Source organism: Comamonas sp. JC664 (assembly GCF_042647185.1).
This window is the reverse complement of the sequence record NZ_JBHRUZ010000007.1, coordinates 1-20,062: the sequence shown is the minus strand read 5'-3', so window position 1 is coordinate 20,062 and position 20,062 is coordinate 1. Positions and strand designations below refer to the sequence as shown.

At 63.1% G+C, this 20,062-nt stretch carries 16 protein-coding genes, 4 tRNA genes and 9 pseudogenes; 21 read left to right on the top strand and 8 right to left on the bottom strand.

What is annotated here, in order from left to right; all coding sequences use genetic code 11:
• The first annotated feature begins 356 nt into the window (after nucleotides 1-356).
• The 7 genes from ACFODQ_RS01235 to ACFODQ_RS01205 all read left to right on the top strand — a co-directional run bounded on the left by ACFODQ_RS01235 (nucleotide 357) and on the right by ACFODQ_RS01205 (nucleotide 3,018).
• Complete coding sequence (locus ACFODQ_RS01235) at nucleotides 357-992, top strand: hypothetical protein (RefSeq protein WP_377014568.1); 636 nt, start codon at nucleotides 357-359, stop codon at nucleotides 990-992.
• On the top strand, nucleotides 910-1,161 hold the full coding sequence (locus ACFODQ_RS01230; RefSeq protein WP_377014566.1) for a hypothetical protein: 252 nt from the start codon (nucleotides 910-912) through the stop codon (nucleotides 1,159-1,161). Before ACFODQ_RS01235 ends, ACFODQ_RS01230 begins: the two co-directional genes overlap by 83 nt.
• Entirely contained in the window at nucleotides 1,146-1,505 is a 360-nt protein-coding gene (locus ACFODQ_RS01225) for a hypothetical protein (RefSeq protein ID WP_377014564.1), read from the top strand. The genes ACFODQ_RS01230 and ACFODQ_RS01225 overlap by 16 nt, the downstream gene beginning before the upstream one ends.
• Before the next feature lie 48 nt (nucleotides 1,506-1,553).
• Entirely contained in the window at nucleotides 1,554-1,868 is a 315-nt protein-coding gene (locus tag ACFODQ_RS01220; RefSeq protein WP_377014562.1) for a DUF349 domain-containing protein, read from the top strand.
• On the top strand, nucleotides 1,801-2,229 hold the full coding sequence (locus tag ACFODQ_RS01215; RefSeq protein WP_377014560.1) for a hypothetical protein: 429 nt from the start codon (nucleotides 1,801-1,803) through the stop codon (nucleotides 2,227-2,229). The genes ACFODQ_RS01220 and ACFODQ_RS01215 overlap by 68 nt, the downstream gene beginning before the upstream one ends.
• Nucleotides 2,230-2,344: 115 nt before the next feature.
• Nucleotides 2,345-2,665, top strand: coding sequence for a hypothetical protein (locus tag ACFODQ_RS01210; RefSeq protein ID WP_377014558.1), 321 nt, complete (start codon nucleotides 2,345-2,347; stop codon nucleotides 2,663-2,665).
• Nucleotides 2,666-2,670: 5 nt separating this feature from the next.
• The gene (locus ACFODQ_RS01205) at nucleotides 2,671-3,018 is read left to right on the top strand and encodes a hypothetical protein (RefSeq protein WP_377014556.1); all 348 of its coding nucleotides are present in this window, start codon (nucleotides 2,671-2,673) and stop codon (nucleotides 3,016-3,018) included.
• A gap of 185 nt (nucleotides 3,019-3,203) precedes the next feature.
• Here the strand turns inward: ACFODQ_RS01205 and ACFODQ_RS01200 are convergent.
• From ACFODQ_RS01200 to ACFODQ_RS01185, 4 genes are all read right to left on the bottom strand, one after another.
• A tRNA-Leu gene (locus ACFODQ_RS01200) sits at nucleotides 3,204-3,287 on the bottom strand.
• Nucleotides 3,288-3,456: 169 nt separating this feature from the next.
• A tRNA-Leu gene (locus ACFODQ_RS01195) sits at nucleotides 3,457-3,540 on the bottom strand.
• A 364-nt stretch (nucleotides 3,541-3,904) separates the two neighbouring features.
• Nucleotides 3,905-3,989, bottom strand: a tRNA-Leu gene (locus ACFODQ_RS01190).
• Between the two features lie 113 nt (nucleotides 3,990-4,102).
• Nucleotides 4,103-4,187, bottom strand: a tRNA-Leu gene (locus tag ACFODQ_RS01185).
• A 19-nt stretch (nucleotides 4,188-4,206) separates the two neighbouring features.
• On the opposite strand from ACFODQ_RS01185, the pseudogene rnr reads away from it, so the two are divergent.
• Together rnr and ACFODQ_RS01175 are read left to right on the top strand one after the other, a co-directional pair.
• A pseudogene (gene rnr / locus ACFODQ_RS01180) lies at nucleotides 4,207-6,510 on the top strand (ribonuclease R).
• 94 nt (nucleotides 6,511-6,604) lie between these two features.
• A pseudogene (locus tag ACFODQ_RS01175) lies at nucleotides 6,605-7,362 on the top strand (SDR family oxidoreductase).
• A 15-nt stretch (nucleotides 7,363-7,377) separates the two neighbouring features.
• Here the strand turns inward: ACFODQ_RS01175 and ACFODQ_RS01170 are convergent.
• From ACFODQ_RS01170 to ACFODQ_RS01155, 4 genes and pseudogenes are all read right to left on the bottom strand, one after another.
• Nucleotides 7,378-8,112, bottom strand: coding sequence for an NAD(P)H-hydrate dehydratase (locus ACFODQ_RS01170; RefSeq protein WP_377014554.1), 735 nt, complete (start codon nucleotides 8,110-8,112; stop codon nucleotides 7,378-7,380).
• A gap of 296 nt (nucleotides 8,113-8,408) precedes the next feature.
• Nucleotides 8,409-8,852, bottom strand: a pseudogene (locus ACFODQ_RS01165) (NAD(P)H-hydrate epimerase); the annotation flags it as partial.
• Nucleotides 8,853-9,000: 148 nt separating this feature from the next.
• Nucleotides 9,001-9,366 (bottom strand): NAD(P)/FAD-dependent oxidoreductase, encoded by a 366-nt coding sequence (locus tag ACFODQ_RS01160; RefSeq protein WP_377014552.1) that lies wholly within the window; start codon nucleotides 9,364-9,366, stop codon nucleotides 9,001-9,003.
• A complete protein-coding gene (locus ACFODQ_RS01155; RefSeq protein ID WP_377014550.1) occupies nucleotides 9,281-10,255 on the bottom strand; it encodes an NAD(P)/FAD-dependent oxidoreductase in 975 nt (324 codons plus the stop codon). Before ACFODQ_RS01155 ends, ACFODQ_RS01160 begins: the two co-directional genes overlap by 86 nt.
• Nucleotides 10,256-10,605: 350 nt before the next feature.
• Here ACFODQ_RS01155 and rpsB point away from each other — a divergent pair.
• From rpsB to bamA, 12 genes and pseudogenes are all read left to right on the top strand, one after another.
• Nucleotides 10,606-11,355, top strand: a pseudogene (gene rpsB / locus ACFODQ_RS01150) (30S ribosomal protein S2).
• A gap of 302 nt (nucleotides 11,356-11,657) precedes the next feature.
• Nucleotides 11,658-12,032 (top strand): hypothetical protein, encoded by a 375-nt coding sequence (locus tag ACFODQ_RS01145; RefSeq protein WP_377014548.1) that lies wholly within the window; start codon nucleotides 11,658-11,660, stop codon nucleotides 12,030-12,032.
• A gap of 453 nt (nucleotides 12,033-12,485) precedes the next feature.
• Nucleotides 12,486-13,145 (top strand): annotated as a pseudogene (gene pyrH, locus ACFODQ_RS01140) (UMP kinase).
• 85 nt (nucleotides 13,146-13,230) lie between these two features.
• Nucleotides 13,231-13,755: pseudogene (gene frr, locus ACFODQ_RS01135) on the top strand (ribosome recycling factor).
• Between the two features lie 26 nt (nucleotides 13,756-13,781).
• Nucleotides 13,782-14,372, top strand: a complete 591-nt coding sequence (uppS, locus tag ACFODQ_RS01130; protein ID WP_377014546.1) for a polyprenyl diphosphate synthase — start codon at nucleotides 13,782-13,784, stop codon at nucleotides 14,370-14,372.
• Nucleotides 14,373-14,548: 176 nt separating this feature from the next.
• Nucleotides 14,549-15,392 (top strand): annotated as a pseudogene (locus ACFODQ_RS01125) (phosphatidate cytidylyltransferase).
• A 26-nt stretch (nucleotides 15,393-15,418) separates the two neighbouring features.
• Nucleotides 15,419-16,573: pseudogene (gene dxr / locus ACFODQ_RS01120) on the top strand (1-deoxy-D-xylulose-5-phosphate reductoisomerase).
• Nucleotides 16,574-16,760: 187 nt separating this feature from the next.
• Entirely contained in the window at nucleotides 16,761-17,063 is a 303-nt protein-coding gene (locus ACFODQ_RS01115; RefSeq protein ID WP_377014544.1) for a hypothetical protein, read from the top strand.
• Nucleotides 17,064-17,076: 13 nt separating this feature from the next.
• A complete protein-coding gene (locus ACFODQ_RS01110; RefSeq protein ID WP_377014542.1) occupies nucleotides 17,077-17,247 on the top strand; it encodes a hypothetical protein in 171 nt (56 codons plus the stop codon).
• A gap of 80 nt (nucleotides 17,248-17,327) precedes the next feature.
• Complete coding sequence (locus tag ACFODQ_RS01105; protein ID WP_377014540.1) at nucleotides 17,328-17,777, top strand: hypothetical protein; 450 nt, start codon at nucleotides 17,328-17,330, stop codon at nucleotides 17,775-17,777.
• A gap of 17 nt (nucleotides 17,778-17,794) precedes the next feature.
• Nucleotides 17,795-17,887 (top strand): hypothetical protein, encoded by a 93-nt coding sequence (locus tag ACFODQ_RS01100; protein ID WP_377014538.1) that lies wholly within the window; start codon nucleotides 17,795-17,797, stop codon nucleotides 17,885-17,887.
• 194 nt (nucleotides 17,888-18,081) lie between these two features.
• Nucleotides 18,082-20,062: pseudogene (bamA, locus tag ACFODQ_RS01095) on the top strand (outer membrane protein assembly factor BamA); the annotation flags it as partial.

Below are 20,062 nucleotides of genomic sequence, written 5' to 3'. Positions count from 1 at the left end.
GACACACCATTGAACAAGGGCTGGGCCGCAGGGCGCCAGCCCTTTGTTTTTGGCCATGCTGCGGCCGAATTACCTGATAGCGATGCCCGTGTGCTTGGAGTCCTTGCCAAACGGGTCAAAATAGCACCCTGGATGCAGGCTAGGCAGTTTCGCAGAGACTCCCTTGGGCCGGCTTCCCTCTTTTTTATGTGCCAATGGCTGCATTGCGCTGCATTGCGCTGCGATGCAGGCCGTATTTACGACTGAACTGACTCCATGTTCCCCTTTATCTCGCGCAACAAGACGCCCGAAACCCTGAGCCCGCACCCGCACCCGCCAAGGCGGCCGCTGCCCCCATCCCCTCGATGGCGTCACCGGTGGTGCTTCTCGGCTGCCACCTCGGGCGAGCGTGCAGCCAGGTGCGCGAATGGCTGGCGACCAACCCGGGTGCCGAGCAGCTGCAGGAAGTGTTCAAGGAGCTGTCTGCCCGCGACAAGGGCGCTGCCAAGGCTATCCGTGAGCGCATGGAAGAGATGCGCCGCGCCAAGGGCCAGGAGGCCATCGCCGCGGAATGGGCCGAGAAGGCCGAGAAGCTGCTGGGCGCCTCCAAGCTGAACATTGCCGATGCCCTGGCCTGGCAGCGTGACGCCGCCAAGGCTGGCGCGCCGCTGTCGCGCGAGCCGCTGGCCGCGCTCAAGATCCAGCTGGCCGACCGCATCAAGACGATTGAAGACCTGCAGCACCGCGTGCAGGTGCAGCGCGAAGCCGCCGTGCTGCTGGCCCAGCGCGTCGAAGTGCTCTCACCAAGTCCTACAAGGATGCCAGGCTGCCCAGGCGGCACTGGCCACCGATGTGCAGCACTGGCAGGACCAAGCTGCCGTGCTCGAAGGCGATGCCAGCTGGGGCAGCGTCGAAGCGCGCTACCCGAGCATGCTCGACGCCTCCAAGTCGCAGCTGCTGCTGGTCTGGGATGCGTTCCAGTCCGCCCTCAAGCAAACCCTGGCTGCCGCTGAAGATGCGCAAGCGCCGCTGCCCACGGTGCCGGTCTGGGCCGACGAGATCCGCGCCGGGCGCGGCCTGCCCACCGAAGTGGAGCAAGCTGCCGCCCGTGCCGCTGCTGCCAAGCCCGCTGCCGACCGCAGGAAGCCAAACGCGCCAAGCATGCGGTGCAAGAAGCGCTGAAAGCCTTGCAGGCCCATACGGCCGAAGGCCATGGCAAGGGCGCATCCAGCGCGGCGCAGCAGCTGCGCGCTGCCCTCAAGCAGCACGGCAAGCTGATCGACCAGGACCTGGAATCGCAGGTCAACACCGCGCTGATCGCCGCCGGTGAACTCGAAGGCTGGCAGCGCTGGAGCGCGACAAGGTGCGCGAGGAGCTGCTGGCCAAGGCCCAGGCTTGCTCGCCCGCCCCGAAGGCCAGGAGCTGGGCGGCCGCAAGCTGCAAGAGGCGCTGCGCCAGCTGCGCGAGGACTGGAAGAAGGCCGACCAAAGCGGCCCCACCAACCATGCGCTGTGGAAGAAGTTTGATGAGGCCTGCAACGCTGCTTACAAGCATGTCGAGGTCTGGCTGTCCAAGTGCGCGAAGAGGGCGCCAAGCACCGCGCCGAGCGCGAGGCCCTGATTGCCGAGCTCAAGGGCTGGGTCGAGGCGCACAAGCCATCGACCGATTGGAAGCGCATTCAGCGCGACCTGTTCCAGTTTGGTGACCGCTGGCGCGCCAGTGGCCATGTGGGCGAAAAGGCCTATGCCGAGCTGCAAGAGGCCTGGAAGACCGCGCTGCACGAGGCCTCTGCGCCTTTGCATGCAGCCCAGAAGCAGAGCATTGCGCGCCGCGAAAGCCATGGTGGCCCAGGCCGTGGAGCTGGCCGCTGCGCCCAACCTGAACATTGACGCCGTGCGTGAGCTGCAGCGCCAGTGGCAGACCGAAGCCCAGTCCGTGCCGATGGACCGCCGCCATGAGCAAAAGCTCTGGGATGCGTTCCGCAAGCCACTCGATGAAGCCTTTGCCCGCAAGACCCAGCAGCGCGAACGTGTGCAGCACCAGCTGAGCGCCCGCGACCAGGCCGTGCTCGACGCCTCCAAGGTGCTCGAAGCGGCCAACCACAGTGGCGATGCTGCCCAGATCCAGGCCGCGCTCGATGGTTTGCAGCAAGCGCTGCAGGCCCAGCAAGCCCCAGTGGCGGCCGAGCCTGTTGCCGCTGCACCAAGGCAGCGGCGCCAGAAGCGGTTGCAGCAAATGCGGCTGCTGTAGATGCGGCAGCACCAGTGGATGCGGAGCAGCCAGCAGAACCTGCAGCCCAGGAGGGTGCCGACGCAGAGGCCGCTGCTGCTCCGGCACCAGCGCCAACACCTGTGGCCCCAAGCCCGTGATTGCCCAGCGCAGCGGCGATGACCGCCCTGGCATGCGCCGTGATGCGCCCGCAGCCGCTGGCCGCCCCGGCAAGCCTGGTGGCGATCGCCGTGACAGCCGCGATGGCCGCGACAGCCGTGGCCCGCGCAGCGACCGTGGCCAGGAACGTCGTGGTGGAGATGACCGCTTTGGCCGGGGTGAGCGCATGGACCGCGCGCCGCGCGAAGACCGGGGCCCCCGTCTGGGCGATGCCGCCTTCCGCGCCCAACGCGATGCGGTGGAGCATGCCCAGGCTGCGCTGCGCAAGCTCGCCACCCAGGCCCATGGCAGGCACTGACGCAGATGATGGATGCATGGAGCAAGCGCGATGCCGCGCTGCTGCCCCAGGCCCAGGATCTGGGACGCCTTGCCAGCGGCTCGCGCAACAGCTGGAGCCAGGCCATTGCCGCGCCTGCTGCCGGTGATGGCCGCGAAGCCATGCTGCGCCTGGAGATGGCAGCGGAAGTGCCCACCCCTGCCGAGCACATCAATGCCCGCCGTGCACTGCAATTGCAGCTGCTGACGCGCCGCAATGATCCTTCGCCGCAAGAGACCTGGCAGCAGGATGTTGCCAAGGTACTGGCCACCAGCAGCGACGAGGCCTCGGCCCGCCGCCTGCAAAATGCCTTGAAGGCTTTGCTGAAGAAGTAAGCCTTCTACAGCGCCGCCCTCACAACGCCTGTGCTTGAACGCCAGGCGTTTTTTATGGGCCTGGTGCTGGGCTTACCTGGTGGAGAGGGGAGTGAAGGGCGGGTCCTGTGGTGGCTGCGGGCTGGCAGCTTGCGTGCAAGCAGACAACAAAAAAGCCATTGCACATGGTGCAATGGCTTGATGTTTGGTGCCCAGGAGAGGACTCGAACCTCCACGATGTTACTCGCTAGTACCTGAAACTAGTGCGTCTACCAATTCCGCCACCTGGCTTTCAGGATGGAGCAATTATAGGAGGGTGTTGGTGGCGGTTTTAGAAAAACTGCAAAATTTTCTCAAAAAGATAGCGTGAGACTGCGGGTGGCTGTGCGCTGCCGCAAAGCATGCCGGCCCAAAGCAAAAAAGCTGCTGCACATCGTGTGTGCAGCAGCTTTTGCTGTTTGGTGCCCAGGAGAGGACTCGAACCTCACGGAGTTACCCGCTAGTACCTGAAACTAGTGCGTCTACCAATTCCGCCACCTGGGCTTTCAGGAAGCCGCAATTATAGGGGTGATTTTTGACCGCTTCGGGCAAATTCGGAAAATTTTTCAGAGCGCCGGGTGGGGTGCCATTTCGCTCAGCGGCTGCCCCAGTTCCAAGGTGCTGCGAGCGGTTGCAGTGGCTGGTGCCGCCAGGTTTGGCAAGTGATGCAAGCTGGCATGGCGCCCAAGAGAATACGGCATCACTGTACAGAGGAGTGTGGCGAGGGGGGGGTCTGCCACCTCTGCAGCTGATGGTGTGGTGCCTGCCGAGCGCAGGCTATATCGGGAGCGCAAAGATGCGGTTTGCGCCGTCGATGCCATCGCAGACAAAGAAAAAGCCGCTGCACGAAAGTGCAACGGCTTATGTCTGGTGCCCAGGAGAGGACTCGAACCTCCACGATGTTACTCGCTAGTACCTGAAACTAGTGCGTCTACCAATTCCGCCACCTGGGCTGATGATGCAGGCAGTGCCCCTTATCGACTTTCCTAAAAAACCACTGTTGAACCAGCCCGTTAAGACTGATTTTTCACCGTTTTCACAAACAAGTTGTACTTGTCGTTAAACTTGGTGCCCAGGAGAGGACTCGAACCTCCACGGAGTTACCCGCTAGTACCTGAAACTAGTGCGTCTACCAATTCCGCCACCTGGGCATTTCAGGAAAGAATCAGATTGTATATCAAAAAAACGGCTTCCAAAACAGGAGCAGATAATTTGTCAGAAGAAATTGAAGGTGTAGTCCAAGGCCACCGTGAAGGCCACGGCTTTGTGATCCGGGATGACAACGAAAGCGACATCTACATTCCGGCCAATGAAATGCGCGCCGTACTGCACCGTGATCGGGTCCGCGCCCGCATCGTGCGCACCGACCGCCGCGGCCGCCCGAGGGCCGCATTGTTGAAATCATCGAGCGCTCCGCGCAGCCCATCATTGGCCGGCTGCTGCAGGAAAGCGGCGTCTGGCTGGTAGCGCCCGAGGACAAGCGCTATGGCCAGGATGTGCTGATCCCCAATGGGGCGATTGGCGCGGCCAAGACCGGCCAGGTTGTCGTGGTGGAGTTGACCGAGCCCCCAGCCTTGTTTGGCCAGCCGGTGGGCCGCGTTGTCGAGGTGCTGGGCGAGATCGACGACCCCGGCATGGAAATCGAGATTGCGGTGCGCAAATATGGCGTGCCCCATGAGTTCTCGGACGAGTGCCTGGCGCTGGCCAAGAAGCTGCCGGACAAGGTGCGCCTGGCCGACCGCAAGGCCCGCATCGACCTCACCGATATCCCGCTGGTCACCATCGATGGTGAAGATGCGCGTGATTTTGACGATGCGGTGTACTGCGAGCCCGCCAAGATTGGCCGCACCAAGGGCTGGCGCCTGCTGGTGGCGATTGCCGATGTGAGCCACTATGTGCAGAACGGCAATGCCATCGACGTTGATGCCTACGACCGTGCCACCAGCGTCTACTTTCCGCGCCGCGTGATCCCCATGTTGCCGGAGAAGCTCTCCAACGGCCTGTGTTCGCTCAATCCCAACGTGGACCGCCTGTGCATGGTGGCCGATATGCTGGTCACCGCCGATGGTGAGCTGCAGGCCTACCAGTTCTACCCTGCGGTGATGCACAGCCATGCGCGCTTTACCTATACCGAGGTGGCGCCATTCTGGCCAACACCCGGGGCCAGGAAGCGATCAAGCGCAAGGAGCGTGTGGCTGACCTGCTCAACCTGCACGATGTGTACAAGGCTTTGCTGTCGGCGCGTGGCCGTCGCGGCGCGGTGGATTTCGAGACCACCGAGACGCAGATCATCTGTGACGAGAACGGCCGCATCGAGAAAATCGTGCCCCGCACCCGCACCGAGGCCCACCGCCTGATTGAAGAGGCGATGCTGGCAGCCAATGTCTGCGCGGCAGATTTCATCCAGCAAAGCGGCCAGCCCGGGCTCTTCCGGGTGCACGAAGGCCCGACGCCCGAGAAGCAGGACATCCTGCGCGGCTACCTCAAGGCCATGGGGGTGGGCTTGTCGATCAGCGACGACCCGAGTCCGGCTGAGTTCCAGGCCATTGCCCAGGCCACCAAGGACCGGCCCGATGCCCAGCAGATCCACACCATGCTGCTGCGCTCGATGCAGCAGGCGATCTACACGCCGATCAACAGCGGCCACTTTGGCCTGGGCTACGAGGCGTATACCCACTTCACCAGCCGATCCGCCGTTACCCTGATTTGCTGGTGCACCGCGTTATCAAGGCCGCCCTGCTGGGCAAGCGCTACCAGCTGCCGCTGCTGCCCACGCCTGGAGAGGCCGAGGCCAAGCTGGCCAAGCGGCTGGCCAGCCGGGTGGCTGCCCCCAAGCAAAAGCTGCAGGCCGAGCGTGTGCAACGCGTATCGCGCGAAGTGCAGGCCTGGGAAGCGGCGGGCCTGCATTGCAGTGCCAATGAGCGCCGTGCCGATGAGGCCAGCCGCGATGTCGAAGCCTGGCTCAAGTGCAAGTACATGCGCGAGCACCTGGGCGAGGAGTACAGCGGCATGGTCTCGGCCGTCACCTCGTTTGGCCTGTTCGTGACCTTGGACCAGCTCTATGTCGAAGGCCTGATCCACATCACCGAGCTGGGGGGTGATTACTTCCGCTTTGACGAGATGCGCCAGGAGCTGCGCGGCGAGCGCACCGGCATCCGCTACACGATTGGCACCCGCCTGCAGATCCAGGTCAGCCGCGTGGATCTGGATGCGCGCAAGATCGACTTCCGCCTGGTGCGCGAGGGTGAGGATGCAGCCCGCGCACCGGCCTCCAACGGCCGTGCGGCCAAGGTGGCGTCGTCGCCGTCCAGCCGCCAGCGCGAGGGGCGCGATGAGGCCTATGACGCCCAGCGCGCCAGCCTCAAGCGCAAGGCCAAGGGTGCTGCGCATGCTGCCGGCAAGCCGCGTGGCAATGACCGGGGCGCCGGCGCGAGCAAACAACCGGGACAGAAGACACCGCGCAAACGCCGCTGATCGGCTGTGAATTCACTATGATCGAAGCTAGGCCATCCCCGGGATGGCCTGGCTTTTTTCGTTCACAGAGCTGAGAACTATCGAAGGAGTACGGATGACCGAGAAGACGCGCAAGATTGCAGTGGTGACCGGTGCGGGCACCGGGATTGGCCGCGCAGCGGCGCTGGCCTTGATGAAGGACGGCTGGTCGGTGGTGCTGGCCGGCCGCCGCGCGCAGCCTTTGCAGGAAGTGGCCAGCCATGTGGCAGACGCCGGCCAGGCCCTGGTGGTGCCCACCGATGTGGCCGACCCGGTGGCGGTCAAGGCCTTGTTCGATGCGGCCGTGGCCCAGTTTGGCCGCGTGGACATGCTGTTCAACAACGCCGGGCGCGGCGCGCCTGCGGTGCCGATCGATGAGCTGCCGGTCGAGACCTGGCAGGATGTTGTCAATGTCAACCTCAACGGCATGTTCTATTGCTTGCAGCAGGCTTTTCGCGTGATGCGCCAGCAGTCGCCGATGGGCGGGCGCATCATCAACAACGGCTCCATCTCGGCCCATGCGCCCCGGCCCATGTCGATTGCCTATACCGCCACCAAGCATGCGGTGATGGGCCTGACCAAGACCGCCGCGCTCGATGGCCGCAAGTGGAACATCGCTGTCGGCCAGATCGATGTGGGCAATGCCGGCACCGAGCTGGCGATGCGCATGACCCAGGGCGTCATGCAGGCGCATGGCGAGATTGCGCCCGAGCCACTGATGGATGTGGATGTTGTGGCCAGTCGGTGCTCTATATGGCCAATCTGCCGCTGGAATGCAATGTGCTGTTCCACACGGTGATGGCCACCAAGATGCCGTTTGTGGGGCGCGGCTAAGTCCGAGTCTGGTTGTCAGCCTGGCCGTTGCAGGCTGCGCGCCAGGCGCGATGCCGTCAGCATGCGTGCCGGCGGCCAGATATCGGCCGCATGGCCATGCAGCCAGACGGCATGGAGCAGCGGCTGCCAGGCCTCCGCCCAGCTGCTGCCGGGCGGCAACGCTGCCAGGTGCGCGCCGATGCAGCCCGCCAGCACATCGCCGGTGCCGCCAATCGACAGGCGGGCATTGCCGCTGTGGTTGATGGCATAGCGCCCATCTGGCGCGGCAATGACCGAGCCGCTGCCCTTGAGCACTACCAGGCACTGCCATTGCTGCGCCGCCTGGCGCGCGGCGCCTATGCGGTCGCGCTGGATCTGCGCAGTGCTGCTGCCCAAGAGGCGCGCCAGCTCCAGTGGGTGGGGGGTGAGCACCGTGGGCCCAGTCGCACTGGCTTGGGCTGCCCGCTGCAGCAGCGCTGTTTGTACAGCGGCTTGGGCGGCGATGGCGTTGAGCGCATCGGCATCGAGCACCAGGCTGCCTGCATGCGGCAAGGCCTGAGGAATCACATCGCTGACCAGGCTGCCACCGCCGCAACCACAGACCAGGCTGCCGCGCAGTGCGCGCATGGCCTCCAGCGATCGGAGCATGATGTCGGCCGCGATGCCGCCAGGCCTGGGCGATGTGCAGCTGCTGCCCAGCAGATGTAGCATGACCCGGCCGGCCCCGGCATGCAGCGCCGCGCTGGCGGCCAGCATGGCGGCGCCTTCCATGCCCTGGCCATCGTGGCTGGCGCTTTGGCCGCCGATGACACCGACATCGCCAAACAGGCTTTGTGGCTGTTGTGGGTGGGCAGAGGGTTTTGGGCGCGGATGACCAACTGGCCGGTGCCTGAGGAGGTATCCATATCGGCGGCAGGAATCCGGTCACAGCGCCAGACCGGGTTGTGGGCCGACAGCGGTGCCAGCCAGACCTCGCCGGCCCAGTCGCGCCCCTGCAGGGTAAAAAGCCCGGGCTTGAGGGCCAGCATGCTGAGCGTGAAGCGGCGGCCTCTGGGGGCTTGTGGCACCAGGGGTTCTAGCCATGGCAGCCAGGCGCCGGTATCGGCCAGCAGGCCCGAGGGCGTGTCGATGCACAGCACATCGCGATCGGTTTCCAGCAGCTGCTGCAGCCAGGCCAGCGCGGGGCCTTCGGTGGGGGCGCTGCGGCCGGCGCTCAGGCCAATGCCCCAGACTGCATCGATGGCCAGGTCGAAATGGGCGGGCGGTTGCGCGCTGATCGCCAGGCCTGCGGCCTGGGCGCGTTGCAGCGCATGGGCGGCATCGGCGGGCAGGGCCTTGCCGGCGCTGGGCTGCAGGCTGATATGCACGGTCTTGCCGGCGGCTCGCAGATGGATGGCGGCTTCGAGGCCATCGCCGCCGTTGTTGCCGGCGCCGCAGGCCACCCAGATATGCCGGGCATGCGGCGCAATCGCCAGGGCCAGGCGGGCTGTGGCTTCGCCAGCGCGGGCCATCAGGCGGTAGTGGGGCAGCGTGGCGCCAGCGATTGCTCGCGCGCGCGAACCTGGTCGCTGGAGAGCAGGGCGGGATAGGGCAGAGTGGCAGAAGCGGGCATGGCACCATCGTAGCGCAGGCCCTGGCCTGGGTGGCTGGTACAGCTGGTTAGCGCAGGCGGTGAAGATCCAGCGCTTCGGGGGCGGTGCTGGTGCTCTGGCCCATGACCAGCTGGCGCACATGGTGGGCGCAGCCCATCGACAGCCCCCAGCCATAGCCGCCGTGGGCGGTGTTGAGCCAGACGCCCGGGATGCCGGAGGCGCCCACAACCGGCAGGCCATCGGGCACCGTCAGGCGCGCGCCGCGCCACATCTGCAGGATCGATTGGCTCGGCTGGATGCAGCCGGGGAACCACTCGAGCAGCACGCTGATCAGGGCGTGGCGGGCGTCATCGCTGCGCTCGGGGCTGTCGGCGTAGCCCAGCTCGGCGCCGCCGCTGATGCGCAGGCGCGAGCCCTGGCGCGTCAGGATCATGTTGTTTTCCAGATCGATGATTGCGCGGCGCGGGGCAGCGACTCTTCGCTGATCTGGATGCTCGCGCTATAGCTATAGATAGGCGCGCTGGGCAGCTGCACATGGTGGGGCGCAGCAGCTGGTTGGTGTGGGCGCCGGCGCAGAGCACCACCGCATCGAAATCCTGCGTGCCGGCGGTCAGCTGCACGCGCACGCCCTGGCCTGCACTCTGGATGCCGCTGACGGGCTGCTGGGTATGGAGCTGCAGGCCATGCGCTTGCAGCGCCTGCAGCAGCCCCTGCGAAAACAAGCGCCCATTGCCCGACCAAGCTTCCGGCAGGTGCAGGGCGCCGGCGATCTGGATCTCGGTGGCCAGGCCCGGCTCGATGGCGCGGGTTTGGGCTTCGTCGCAGCGCTGGTAGTCAATATGCGCGGCCGACAGGCGCCGGGTCAGTTCATACAGCGCAGCGGCGCTGGGCTCCTTGCGCAGCGGCAGCAGCAGGCCCTGGCTGAACTGGCCGTTGATCTCCAGCATTTCCTGCACATGCTGCATGCGCTGCATGGCCAGCAGCTCCAGCGACTGCAGCGCAGGCAGGGTTTCGCGGTCGCGCAGCTTTTTGGCAATGCCTTGCTGGCGGCGCGCCCAGCGGCGGGGAGAGGAGAGCACGCTGCCCTGGACCTGCAGCTCGGCAAACGCCGGGCGCGACATGCCCAGCTGCAAGGCTTGCTGGAAGGCGGTGGCACCCCAGGGATTGATCGCGCAAGGCCACATCAGCCCTGAGGGGGCAAAGCTGGCCTCCTCGCCAGCTGCGCGGTGCTGCTCGAAGATACTGACCTCGTTGCCGGCCTCCATCAGCTCGAAGGCCGTTGCTATACCTGCAATGCCTGCTCCAACGATCGCAATCTTCATAACAACAAAAACAGGGGGCCGTTCATAGGATGGGGCGCGGCCGGTGCAAGCATTTGCAAAAGCCGTGCGTTCGAGTGCCAGATTGTGCCTAGTTTTTTGCGCTTGCCGTGGTAAGGCGCGCCACTGTGGTTCAAAAAACGCAAGCAATCGTCAAGGTGGGGGTTGGTGCAACTTCTTCGCGACCCATGCCGGACTATGTTAGAATCCTAGTGGTTTGCCGAGTGTGGCTTGCCGCATCGGTTCAAAACGAAATCGCAAACCTGCCTACCTAAGTGTTGCGGCATGCGGTGCACAGGCACGGCTGCCGTGATAGTGGGCAGAATTTTAGACCTAACCTTCGGAGAAGATATATGTCCGTTACGATGCGCGAGATGCTGGAAGCCGGCGTCCACTTTGGCCACCAAACCCGTTTCTGGAACCCCAGATGGGCCAGTACATTTTCGGTAGCCGCAACAAGATTCACATCATCAACCTGGAAAAGACCCTGCCTCTGTTCAGGACGCACAAAAGTTCATCAAGCAGCTGTCGGCCAACCGTGGCACCATCTTGATGGTGGGCACCAAGCGCCAAGCGCGCGAAATCCTGGCCACCGAAGCACAACGTGCTGGCGTGCCTTACGTCGACCAACGCTGGTTGGGTGGCATGCTGACCAACTTCAAGACCGTCAAGACCTCGATCAAGCGTCTGAAGGACATGAAGGCCCAGCAAGAAGCAGGTCTGGAATCGATGAGCAAGAAAGAGCAACTGATGTTTGCTCGTGAGCTGGAAAAGCTGGAAAAGGACATCGGCGGCATTCAAGACATGAACGCACTGCCAGATGCCATTTTCGTGATCGATGTGGGCTACCACAAGATTGCCATCGCTGAAGCCAAGAAGCTGGGCATTCCTCTGATCGGCGTGGTTGACACCAACCACAACCCAGAAGGTATCGACTACGTGATCCCTGTAACGATGACTCGGCAAGGCTGTGGAGCTGTATGCTCGCGGTATCGCCGACGCGATCCTGGAAGGCCGTGCCAACGCCGGAACGACGTGGTCAAGGCTGCTGCCGGCGAAGGGAGGCGACGAGTTTGTGGGAAGTGGAAAACACCGCTGCTTAATCCACAGGGCTGCCCATTGGGCCGCGAATGAAAAGCGGGGCTCCAGATTAGCCCCGTTTTTTTTACCTACGTTTCCACAATCACCCCAACTGAACTGAATACGGAGAGAGAAAAAAATGGCAATTACCGCAAGCATGGTGGCAGAACTGGCGCAAAGACCGACGCGCCATGATGGAATGCAAGAAGGCTCTGACCGAGGCTGATGGCGACTGGCCAGGCCGAAGAGCTGTCTGCGCGTCAAGGCTGGGCACCAAGGCCGCTAAGGCAGCATCGAGTATTGCCGCTGAAGGCGGATCGCCGCTGTGGTTGAAGGCTACAACGGCGCGATCATCGAAGTCAACAGCGAAACCGACTTCGTCTCCAAGAACGACAGCTTTCATCGCCCTGCCATTGCAGCGGCCAAGCTGGTCTCCGAAAAGAACCCTGCGATAGTGGGGGCCCTGAGCGCACTGGCTTACGAGCAAGACGGCTTTGGCCCCGACCTGGAAGACGTGCGCAGGGCCTGGTCGGCAAGATCGGCGAGAACATGTCGTTCCGCCGCTTCAAGCGCTTCGAAGGCAGCAACCTGGCGCTGTACCTGCCGGCACCCGCATCGGTGTGGTGGTCGAGTTCGAAGGCAGACGCGCAAGCGGCCAAGTTCGTGCATGCACGTGGCTGCGATGAAGCCGTGGCGCTGACCTGCGCTGACGTGCCTGCCGAGCTGATCGAGAAGGAACGCACCGTCGCTGCCGCCAAGGCGGAAGAGTGGCAAGCCCGCTGACATCGCCGCCAAGATGGTGGACGGCGCTTGCAGAAAGTAACCTCAGGAAGTCTCGCTGTTCAACCAGGTCTTCGTGAAGGCCGCTGACGGCAAGCAAACCGTCGAGCAAATGCTCAAGGCCGCCAACACCACGATCAAGAGCTTCACGCTCTTACGTGGTGGGTGAGGGCATTGAGATGAAGGTGGATGACTTCGCTGCCGAGGTCGCCGCGCAGTTGCGGCCGCCAAGGGCCAGTAATTATCCTGACAAAGGGCTACGCCCTTTGTTTCACCTATCGTTTTTCACCCATTCCCCACACCTGGAGCTCTCCACCATGTCCCAAGCCCTGCCCACAAGCGCATTCTTCTCAAACTCTCCGGTGAAGCTCTGATGGGGGATGATGCTTTTGGCATCAACCGCGCAAACCATTGTGCGGATGGTCGAGGAGATTGCCGAGGTGACTCGGCTGGGCGTTCAGGTCGCTGTCGTGATCGGTGGCGGCATATCTTCCGCGGCGTGGCGGCGGTTCGGTCGGCATGGACCGTGCCACTGCCGATTAATGGGCATGCTCGCGACGGTGAAGAATGCACTGGCGCTGGCCGATGCGATGGACAAGCAGGGCCTGTCAGCCCGCGTGATGTCGGCCATCGGCATCCGAGCAGGTGGTCGAGCCCTATGTGCGCCCCAAGGCGCTGCAGTACCTTGAGAGGGCAAGGTTGTGGTGTTTGCCGCAGGCACGGGCAACCCCTTCTTCACCACCGATACCGCAGCGGCGCTGCGCGTTGCTGAAATTGGCGCAGAATGGTGCTCAAGGCCACCAAGGTCGACGGTGTCTACACGGCCGATCGATGAAGGATCCCAATGCCACGCTCTACACCAAGATGAGTTTTGATGAGGCGATGAGCCGCAACCTGGGCATCATGGATGCGACGGCCTTCGCCCTGGTGCCGTGATCAGAAACTGCCCATCCGTGTATTCTCCATCGTCAAGAGTGGCGCGCTCAAGCGCGTGGTGATGGCGGAAGATGAGGGCACGCTGGTCTACGCCTGATGGGCGGTGGCGTGTGCAAGTGCAGAATGTGTAGTTAGGAGTTGACAATGACAGTCGCTGAATCAAGAAGAATCTCGAAGGCAAGATGGACCAATCGATTGCCGCGTTTCAAAAACAAAACCTGACCAAGATCCGCACCGGCCGCGCCAATCCCGCGCTGCTGGACACCATCCAGGTTGGACTACTACGGCTCGATGATGCCGCTGTCGCAAGTGGCTAACGTGGCCTTGATAGACAGCCGCACCATCAGCGTGACGCCTTGGGAAAGGCCATGGCGGCCAAGGTCGAAATAGGCCTTCCGCGAAAGCGACCTGGGCTGAACCCTGATTCGATGGGCGACCTGATCCGCGTGCCGATGCCGCCCGATTGAGCGAAGAGCGGCCGCAAGGAAATGACCAAGCGGTCAAGGCGAAGGCGAGAACGCCAAGTCGCCATCCGCAACCTGCGCCGTGATGCAACGAAGGTGTCAAGAAAGCTGGTTCAGGACAAGGGATAGCGTCGGAAGACGACCAAATGCGTCGGAAGCGAGGTGCAGAAGATCACCGACAAGCACATCCAGCTGATCGACCAGCTGGTGGTCGAAAAGAAAAAAGACATCATGGCGGTCTGATCAGGTATGGATCTGTTTTTCCGCGCATGACTGCTGCTGCAATAACGCACCACATTGCCATCGTGATGGATGGCAATGGCCGGTGGGAAAACGCCGTTTTCTGCCACGCCTGGCAGGCACAAGAAAGGGGTGGACTCACTGCGCCGCGCGCAAGGCTGTGCCGAGCGCGCGTCAAGGTGCTCACCGTGTTTGCCTTTTCTTCCGAGAACTGGAACCGGCAGACCGATGAGGTCGATGGCATGATGAACATGCTGGCCGGCGCACTTGCCAAGGAGGTGCCATCGCTGGCCCGTGATGGCATCCGTTTGTTCTTTGTCGGTGACCGCGCTTCCTTGTTGCCAAGGTGCAGGCGGGCCTGGCGAAAGCCGAGCAGGCCACGGCCACACGACCGCATGGTGCTCAATGTCTGCTTCAACTATGGCGGCCGCTGGGATATTGCCCAGGCGGCGGCCAAGCTGGCCGCTGCGGGCCAGGCCATCACCGAATGTGGCCCTCAACGATGCCATGGCGCTGGCCCTTGTGCCGCGACCCCGATCTGCTGTCGAACCGGTGGCGAGATGCGCATCAGCAATTTTTATGCTGTGGCAATCGGCCTATTCGGAGCTGTATTTCAGTGATAAAGTGGTGGCTGATTTTGACGAGCAGGCTCTGGGACGAGGCGATGGCCGAATTTCAGCGGCGCGAGCGCAGCTTTGGCAAGACGTCCGAGCAACTGGTCCAGTCCCCTCGTAGTGCACCTGCCCGCTGATGCTGCTACTGTAGGCAGTCTGTTTTGTTTTTTCAGGGAGATCCCATTTGCTCAAACCAACGCATCATCACGGCCATTGTTCTCCTGCTGATTCTGGGCCCGCCATCGCTGCGGCCAATACGGTTCCCTTTGCTGCGTTGATGCTGTTGGCCGGGTCGCCGCGGCCTGGGAGTGGGGGCGCCTCAATGGCCTGCATGGCATGGCCGCGTACGGCTGGGGCTGTCGCGTTGCTGCTGTGCGGCGCTGCCTGGGCCATGGGCTGGACGCAGGCGGCGCTGCCCGCTGTGTGGCTGGTGGCTGGTGCCGCCCTGGGTGCTGCTGCCGCCTTCTTGCTCAAGGGTGGCGTGCCTGGCTGGGCGCACATTCCGCGTGCGCTGCGCCTGGTCGTGGGTGTGCTGGCGCTGTGGGTGGCCGGCTGGCCATTGCACATGCCAAGTGGATGGGTGTGAATTTTCTGCTGTCGGTCTTTGCCTGGTGTGGATGGCCGACATTGGCGCTTATTTTGCAGGCGCCAGTTCGGTCTGCGTTTTACCAAGAACAAGCTCGCGCCGGCCATCAGCCGGGCAAAAGCTGGGAAGGCGTATGGGGCGGCGCGCTGGGCGTGCTGCTGAGGGCCTTGGTGTGGAGCTGGCGGACGCCACTTTGGCGTGCAGGTGCTAGCTTCTTACAGCGGCTTTGGGATTTTTCGCCCTGGCTGATGGTGCTGTCCTGCGTGTTTCTGGCGGCATGAGCGTGGCCGGTGACCTGTGGAATCCCTCGTCAAGCGCAGCGCCGGCATGAAGGACAGCAGCCATCTGCTGCCCGCCATGGTGGCGTGCTCGACCGCATCGATGCCATCTTGCCGACCGTGCCGCTTGCGCTGATGCTGCTGCAATTTTTGGATAAGTGAACTCGCGATGACCATGCACAGTTACCGTGCTCGGATCGAGGGCTCGATGGAACCAACACGCTCGATGTGGTGGCGCCACCCCGACCTCTACCGCATTTTCGCGCTGAGCGCGCATTGCGCGCGTTGGACCTGATGCTCGGCAGTGCCTGCAGTTCCAGCCGCGCTATGCGGTGATGACCAGTCGCCTCCGCCGCCACCGCTTTGCGCGAAGCCTGCAAGCGGCAGGCAGACGGGTCGAAGTGCTCGAAGGCGAGGCGGCGCTGGAGATGGTGGCTTCCCACAGTGATGTACATGCGGTGATGGCGGCCATTGTGGGCGCCGCCGGCCTGCGCCCGGCGATGGCAGCGGCCAAGGCCGGGCAAGCGCTTGATGTGGCAACAAGGAAGCGCTGTCGTTGGTGGCCAGCTCTTCATGGATGCGGTCGCTGACGGCGGCGCGACCTTGCCTGCCCATCGACAGCGAGCATTCGGCCCTCTTCCAGTTGCCTGCCGAAGACCTGCGGTCTGGCCCCAGCGCGTGGACCACATCATCCTCACGGCCTCGGGCGGGCCCTCTCTCCACCCGTGAGCCGGCGAGCTTGCGCGATGTGACGCCCGCAGCAGGCGGGCAACCATCCCAACTTTGCGATGGGCCGCAAGATCTCAATCGACTCGGCCACGATGATGACAAGGCGCTGGAGGTGATCGAGGCGCGCTGGCTGTTCAACCTGCACCGAGCAGATCAAGGTGGTGATCCATCCGCAGCAGATCGTGCATTCGATGTGTGCAGTTGCGCGATGCATCGGTGCTGGCCCAGCTGGGCACGCCCGATATGCGCGTGCCGATTGCCTGTGGCCTGGCCTGGCCGAGCGCGTGGCTAGTGGCGCCGCGCCATGGATTTCGCCAAGCTCTCGGCGCTGACCTTTGAAGAGGCCGATGACAAACACGCTTTCCCGGCCTGCACCTGTCCTGGCAGGCGCTGCGTGCGCCCCATGGCACGACCACGGTGCTCAATGCCGCCAACGAAGTGGCCGTCGCCGCTTTTCTGGACGGCCGCATGCGCTTTGACCAGATCTACCAGGTCAATGCGCAGGCGCTCGAAGGCGTGCAGCCGCAGGCGCCCGACAGCATCTCGATGCGCTGCTGGCGCTCGATGCCGAGGTGCGGCCTATGCCCAAGCCTTATTTCGGAGCTGGCGTTTGACAGGGCTATTGTCCGGCTCAGTAGAATCGCGTTTTTCATAGCAAGGGCTTGAGCAATGTTGACCGTTGTTGCATTTGTCGTTGCGCTGGCCGTTTGATCGCCGTGCACAGAATATGGCCCACTACCGCGTGGCCGTGGCTTGCGGCGTGAAAGTGCTGCGTTTTCTCGCTGGGTTCGGCGCCCCCTGTTGCGCTGGAAGAAAAAGGCGCAGACACCGATTTGTCATCGGCCATTCCGCTGGCGGCTATGTGCGCAGCTCGATGAGCGCGAGGCGCCGGTCGCCGCGCATGTGCGCCATCTGGCCTTCAATGTGCAGCCGCTGCGCGCGCGCGCGGCCATCGTGGCCGACCGCCAGGCCGCTGGCCAACTGCTGCTGGCGGTGCTGCTCTATGCCTGCGTGAACTGGGTGGGCGTGCGCGAGCCCGCCGCTCATTGTCGGCACGCCGCCGGCTGCCAGCTTGCTCGCGCAGGCAAGCCTGCAAGGCGGTGAAGAAATTGTGTCCATGGGTTTCCCCGATGCGGAAACTGAAGCGGTGCGCTCGCTCGACGACCTGCGCTGGTTTGTGGCGCAGGCCGCGCTGGGTGGCAAGGATGTGGTGCTGAGCGCCCGCCCCGGTGCCGGCGCGGCAGTGCGCAGCTACCGCTTGCCGCTGTCGAGCATCGATGCCCGCTGAGGCCGATGCCAAGCTGGTCGACAAAATTGGTTTGACCCACCCTGGACTGATGCCGTGGCTCGGCGACTTTGAGGCGGGCAGTGCGCAGCCAGTCGGCGCTGCGCAAGGGCGACAAGGTGCTGTCCATCGATGGCCAGCGCGTGGGCGATGGCGGCGAGCTGCGCCGCATGATCCGCGCATCGGGCGAGCAGGGCGTGCCTGCCCTGCAGACTGGCTGGTGTCGCGCAAACGGCGCGCAGTTGCATGTGCCGGTGCAGCTCGCGCAAAGCGAGGACAAGGGCAGCAAGATCGGGCGCCTGGCGCGTTCATCGGCGCGCCGCCTGCGATGGTGGTTGTGCGCTATGGCCCCTGGGAAGGCCTTGCCAGGGGTGCGCAAAAGACCTGGGAAGTCTGCGCTGACGGTCAAGATGATGGCCAAGATGGTCATCGGCCAGGCCTCGCTGCAGAACATCAGCGGTCCGCTGACGATTGCCGAATACGCGGGCAATTCTGCGAGTCGGCCTCACCAATACATGGCCTTTTTGGCCTGATCAAGCGTCAGTTGGGCGTGCTCAATCTGCTGCCGCTACCGGTGCTCGATGGCGGTCACCTGATGTATTATCTTGGGAGGCTGTCTCGGCAAGCCACCACCCTGCAATGATGGAGCGCTTGCAAAAAGGCGGTATAGCCGTTTTGCTGCTCATGATGTGCATTGCGTTCTTCTTAACGATTTGTCTCGGCTCTTGGGTTGTCTTTTGCCCCTGCTGCATAATGAGCGGCTTGGTTGCTATCTACAAATGACATATTCCATCCCTTCTTCGCTTCTTCGCAAGACCACGGCTGCTCGCTGCGTTGATGCTGCTTGCCAAGCTGTCGTGGGCTTTGGACCAATTCACTATCCAGGACATTCGTGTGAAGGCTGCAGAGCGTAGAGCCGGGCACCATTTGCGTCCATGCCTTTGCATGTGGGCGATGACTACAACGACGAAAAGGGATGGCAGCCATTCGCTCCTTGTTCGCGCTGGGCCTGTTCAAGGACGTGCGCCTGGAAGCCAATGGCAATGTGCTGGTTGTGGTAGTGGAAGAGCCGCCCACGATCGCCAACGTCGACTTCTGGGCTCCAAGGAGTTCGACAAGGACGCGATGAAAAAGGCCATGCGGGATGTGGGCCTGACCGAAGGCCGTCCTTTACGACAAGGCCCTGACCGACCGCGCCGAGCAAGAGCTCAAAGCGCAGTACATCAACAAGAGCCTGTATGCCGCCGAAGTGGTGACCACGGTCACGCCTATCGAACGCAACCGCGTTGAACCTGACCTTCACCGTGACCGAAGGGGATGCGGCCAAGATCAAGGAAATCCACATCGCGGAAACAAGGACTTCAAGGAATCGACCTTGACCGACCTGTTCGACCAGGACACCGGCGGCTGGCTCAGCTGGTACACCAAGAGCGACCGCTACTCAGCTCCAAGTTCAATGCCGACCTGGAGACGCTCAAGTCCTACTACCTCTCGCGTGTATACCTGGGTTCCGCATCGAGTCTACCGAAGTGTCGATCTCGCCGGACAAGGAGGCATCTCGATCAATCTGCAGATCCATGAAGGCCCCAAGTCCGTGGTCTCGGGCGTCAAGCTCGAGGCAATTACCTGGAGCGCGATGACGAGTTCAAGTCGCTGATCTCGATCAAGCCCGGTGAGCCCCTACAACTCCGACCGCGTGACCGAAACCACCAAGCGCTTTACCGACCACTTCGGCAGCTTTGGCTACGCGTTCTCCGCGGGGAAGCGGTGCCCGAGATCGACCGCGAGAACAACCGCGTCGAGTGGTTCTGCTCAAGGCCGAACCCTCGCGCCGTGCCTATGTGCGCCGCGTGAACGTGGCCGGCAACAACCGACACACGTGATGAGGTGTGCGCCGCGAAGTGCGCCAGTACGAAGCGTCCTGGTATGACTCGGACAAGATCAAGCTCTCGCGCGACCAAGTGGACCCGCCTGGGCTTCTTCACAGATGTCGCGATCGACACGCAAGAGGTGCCCGGCGGCCCGACCAGGTTGACGTCAACGTCACCGTGCAGGAAAGCCCCACCGGCTCGCTGCAGCTGGGTGCCGGTTACTCCAGCGCTGAAAAGGTCTCGCTGACCTTTGGTATCAAGCAGGAAAAACGTCTTGGCTCGGGCAACTACCTGGGTATCGATGTCAACACCAGCAAGTACCACCGTACCTTGGTGGTGAGCACCACCGACCCGTAATTCACGCCGGACGGTAATCTCGCGTACCTATGACATGTACTACCGCACCGACGTCCGTATGACGAGCAGGGCGGCAAAACTACCAGATCGTGACCACCGGTGCCAGCGTGCGCTTTGGCATTCCATTCAGCGAGCGCGACACCATCTATGGTCGGCGGTGGTCTGGAAAAATCACCGCATCAAGCTGGGCACCAACATGCCTGCGGCTTACCTGGACTACGCCACCGCTACGGCGACACCAGCCTGAACTTCCCGCTGACGCTGGTTGGTCGCGCGACAGCCGAGGACAGCGCATTGGCGCCAATTCGGGCCGCTTCCAGAAGCTGAAACTCAGAATGGTCGCTGTTTGGTGATGCCCGCTATCTGAAGGGTAACTACAGATTCAGCAGTACCTGCCTTTGAACAAGCGCTACACCATTGCGCTGAACGCGAGGTGGCTGGGGCAAGGGTATGGGCGGCAAGGTCTTCCCCGTGTTCAAGAACTACTTCTCCGGTGGTCTGGGCTCGGTGCGCGGCTTTGAGCAAAATTCCCTGGGTCCCGTGATGTGACCGGCGCCACGCTGGGTGGTGCCAAGAAGGTCACGTTGAAT

Coding starts and splice junctions, on each gene's coding strand:
- uppS (WP_377014546.1), top strand. CDS start 13,782: ATGACTGCTGCTGCAATAACGCACCACATTGCCATCGTGATGGATGGC.
- ACFODQ_RS01230 (WP_377014566.1), top strand. CDS start 910: ATGCTCGACGCCTCCAAGTCGCAGCTGCTGCTGGTCTGGGATGCGTTC.
- ACFODQ_RS01110 (WP_377014542.1), top strand. CDS start 17,077: ATGGGTTTCCCCGATGCGGAAACTGAAGCGGTGCGCTCGCTCGACGAC.
- ACFODQ_RS01205 (WP_377014556.1), top strand. CDS start 2,671: ATGATGGATGCATGGAGCAAGCGCGATGCCGCGCTGCTGCCCCAGGCC.
- ACFODQ_RS01155 (WP_377014550.1), bottom strand. CDS start 10,255: ATGAAGATTGCGATCGTTGGAGCAGGCATTGCAGGTATAGCAACGGCC.
- ACFODQ_RS01160 (WP_377014552.1), bottom strand. CDS start 9,366: ATGATCCTGACGCGCCAGGGCTCGCGCCTGCGCATCAGCGGCGGCGCC.
- ACFODQ_RS01170 (WP_377014554.1), bottom strand. CDS start 8,112: ATGGAAGGCGCCGCCATGCTGGCCGCCAGCGCGGCGCTGCATGCCGGG.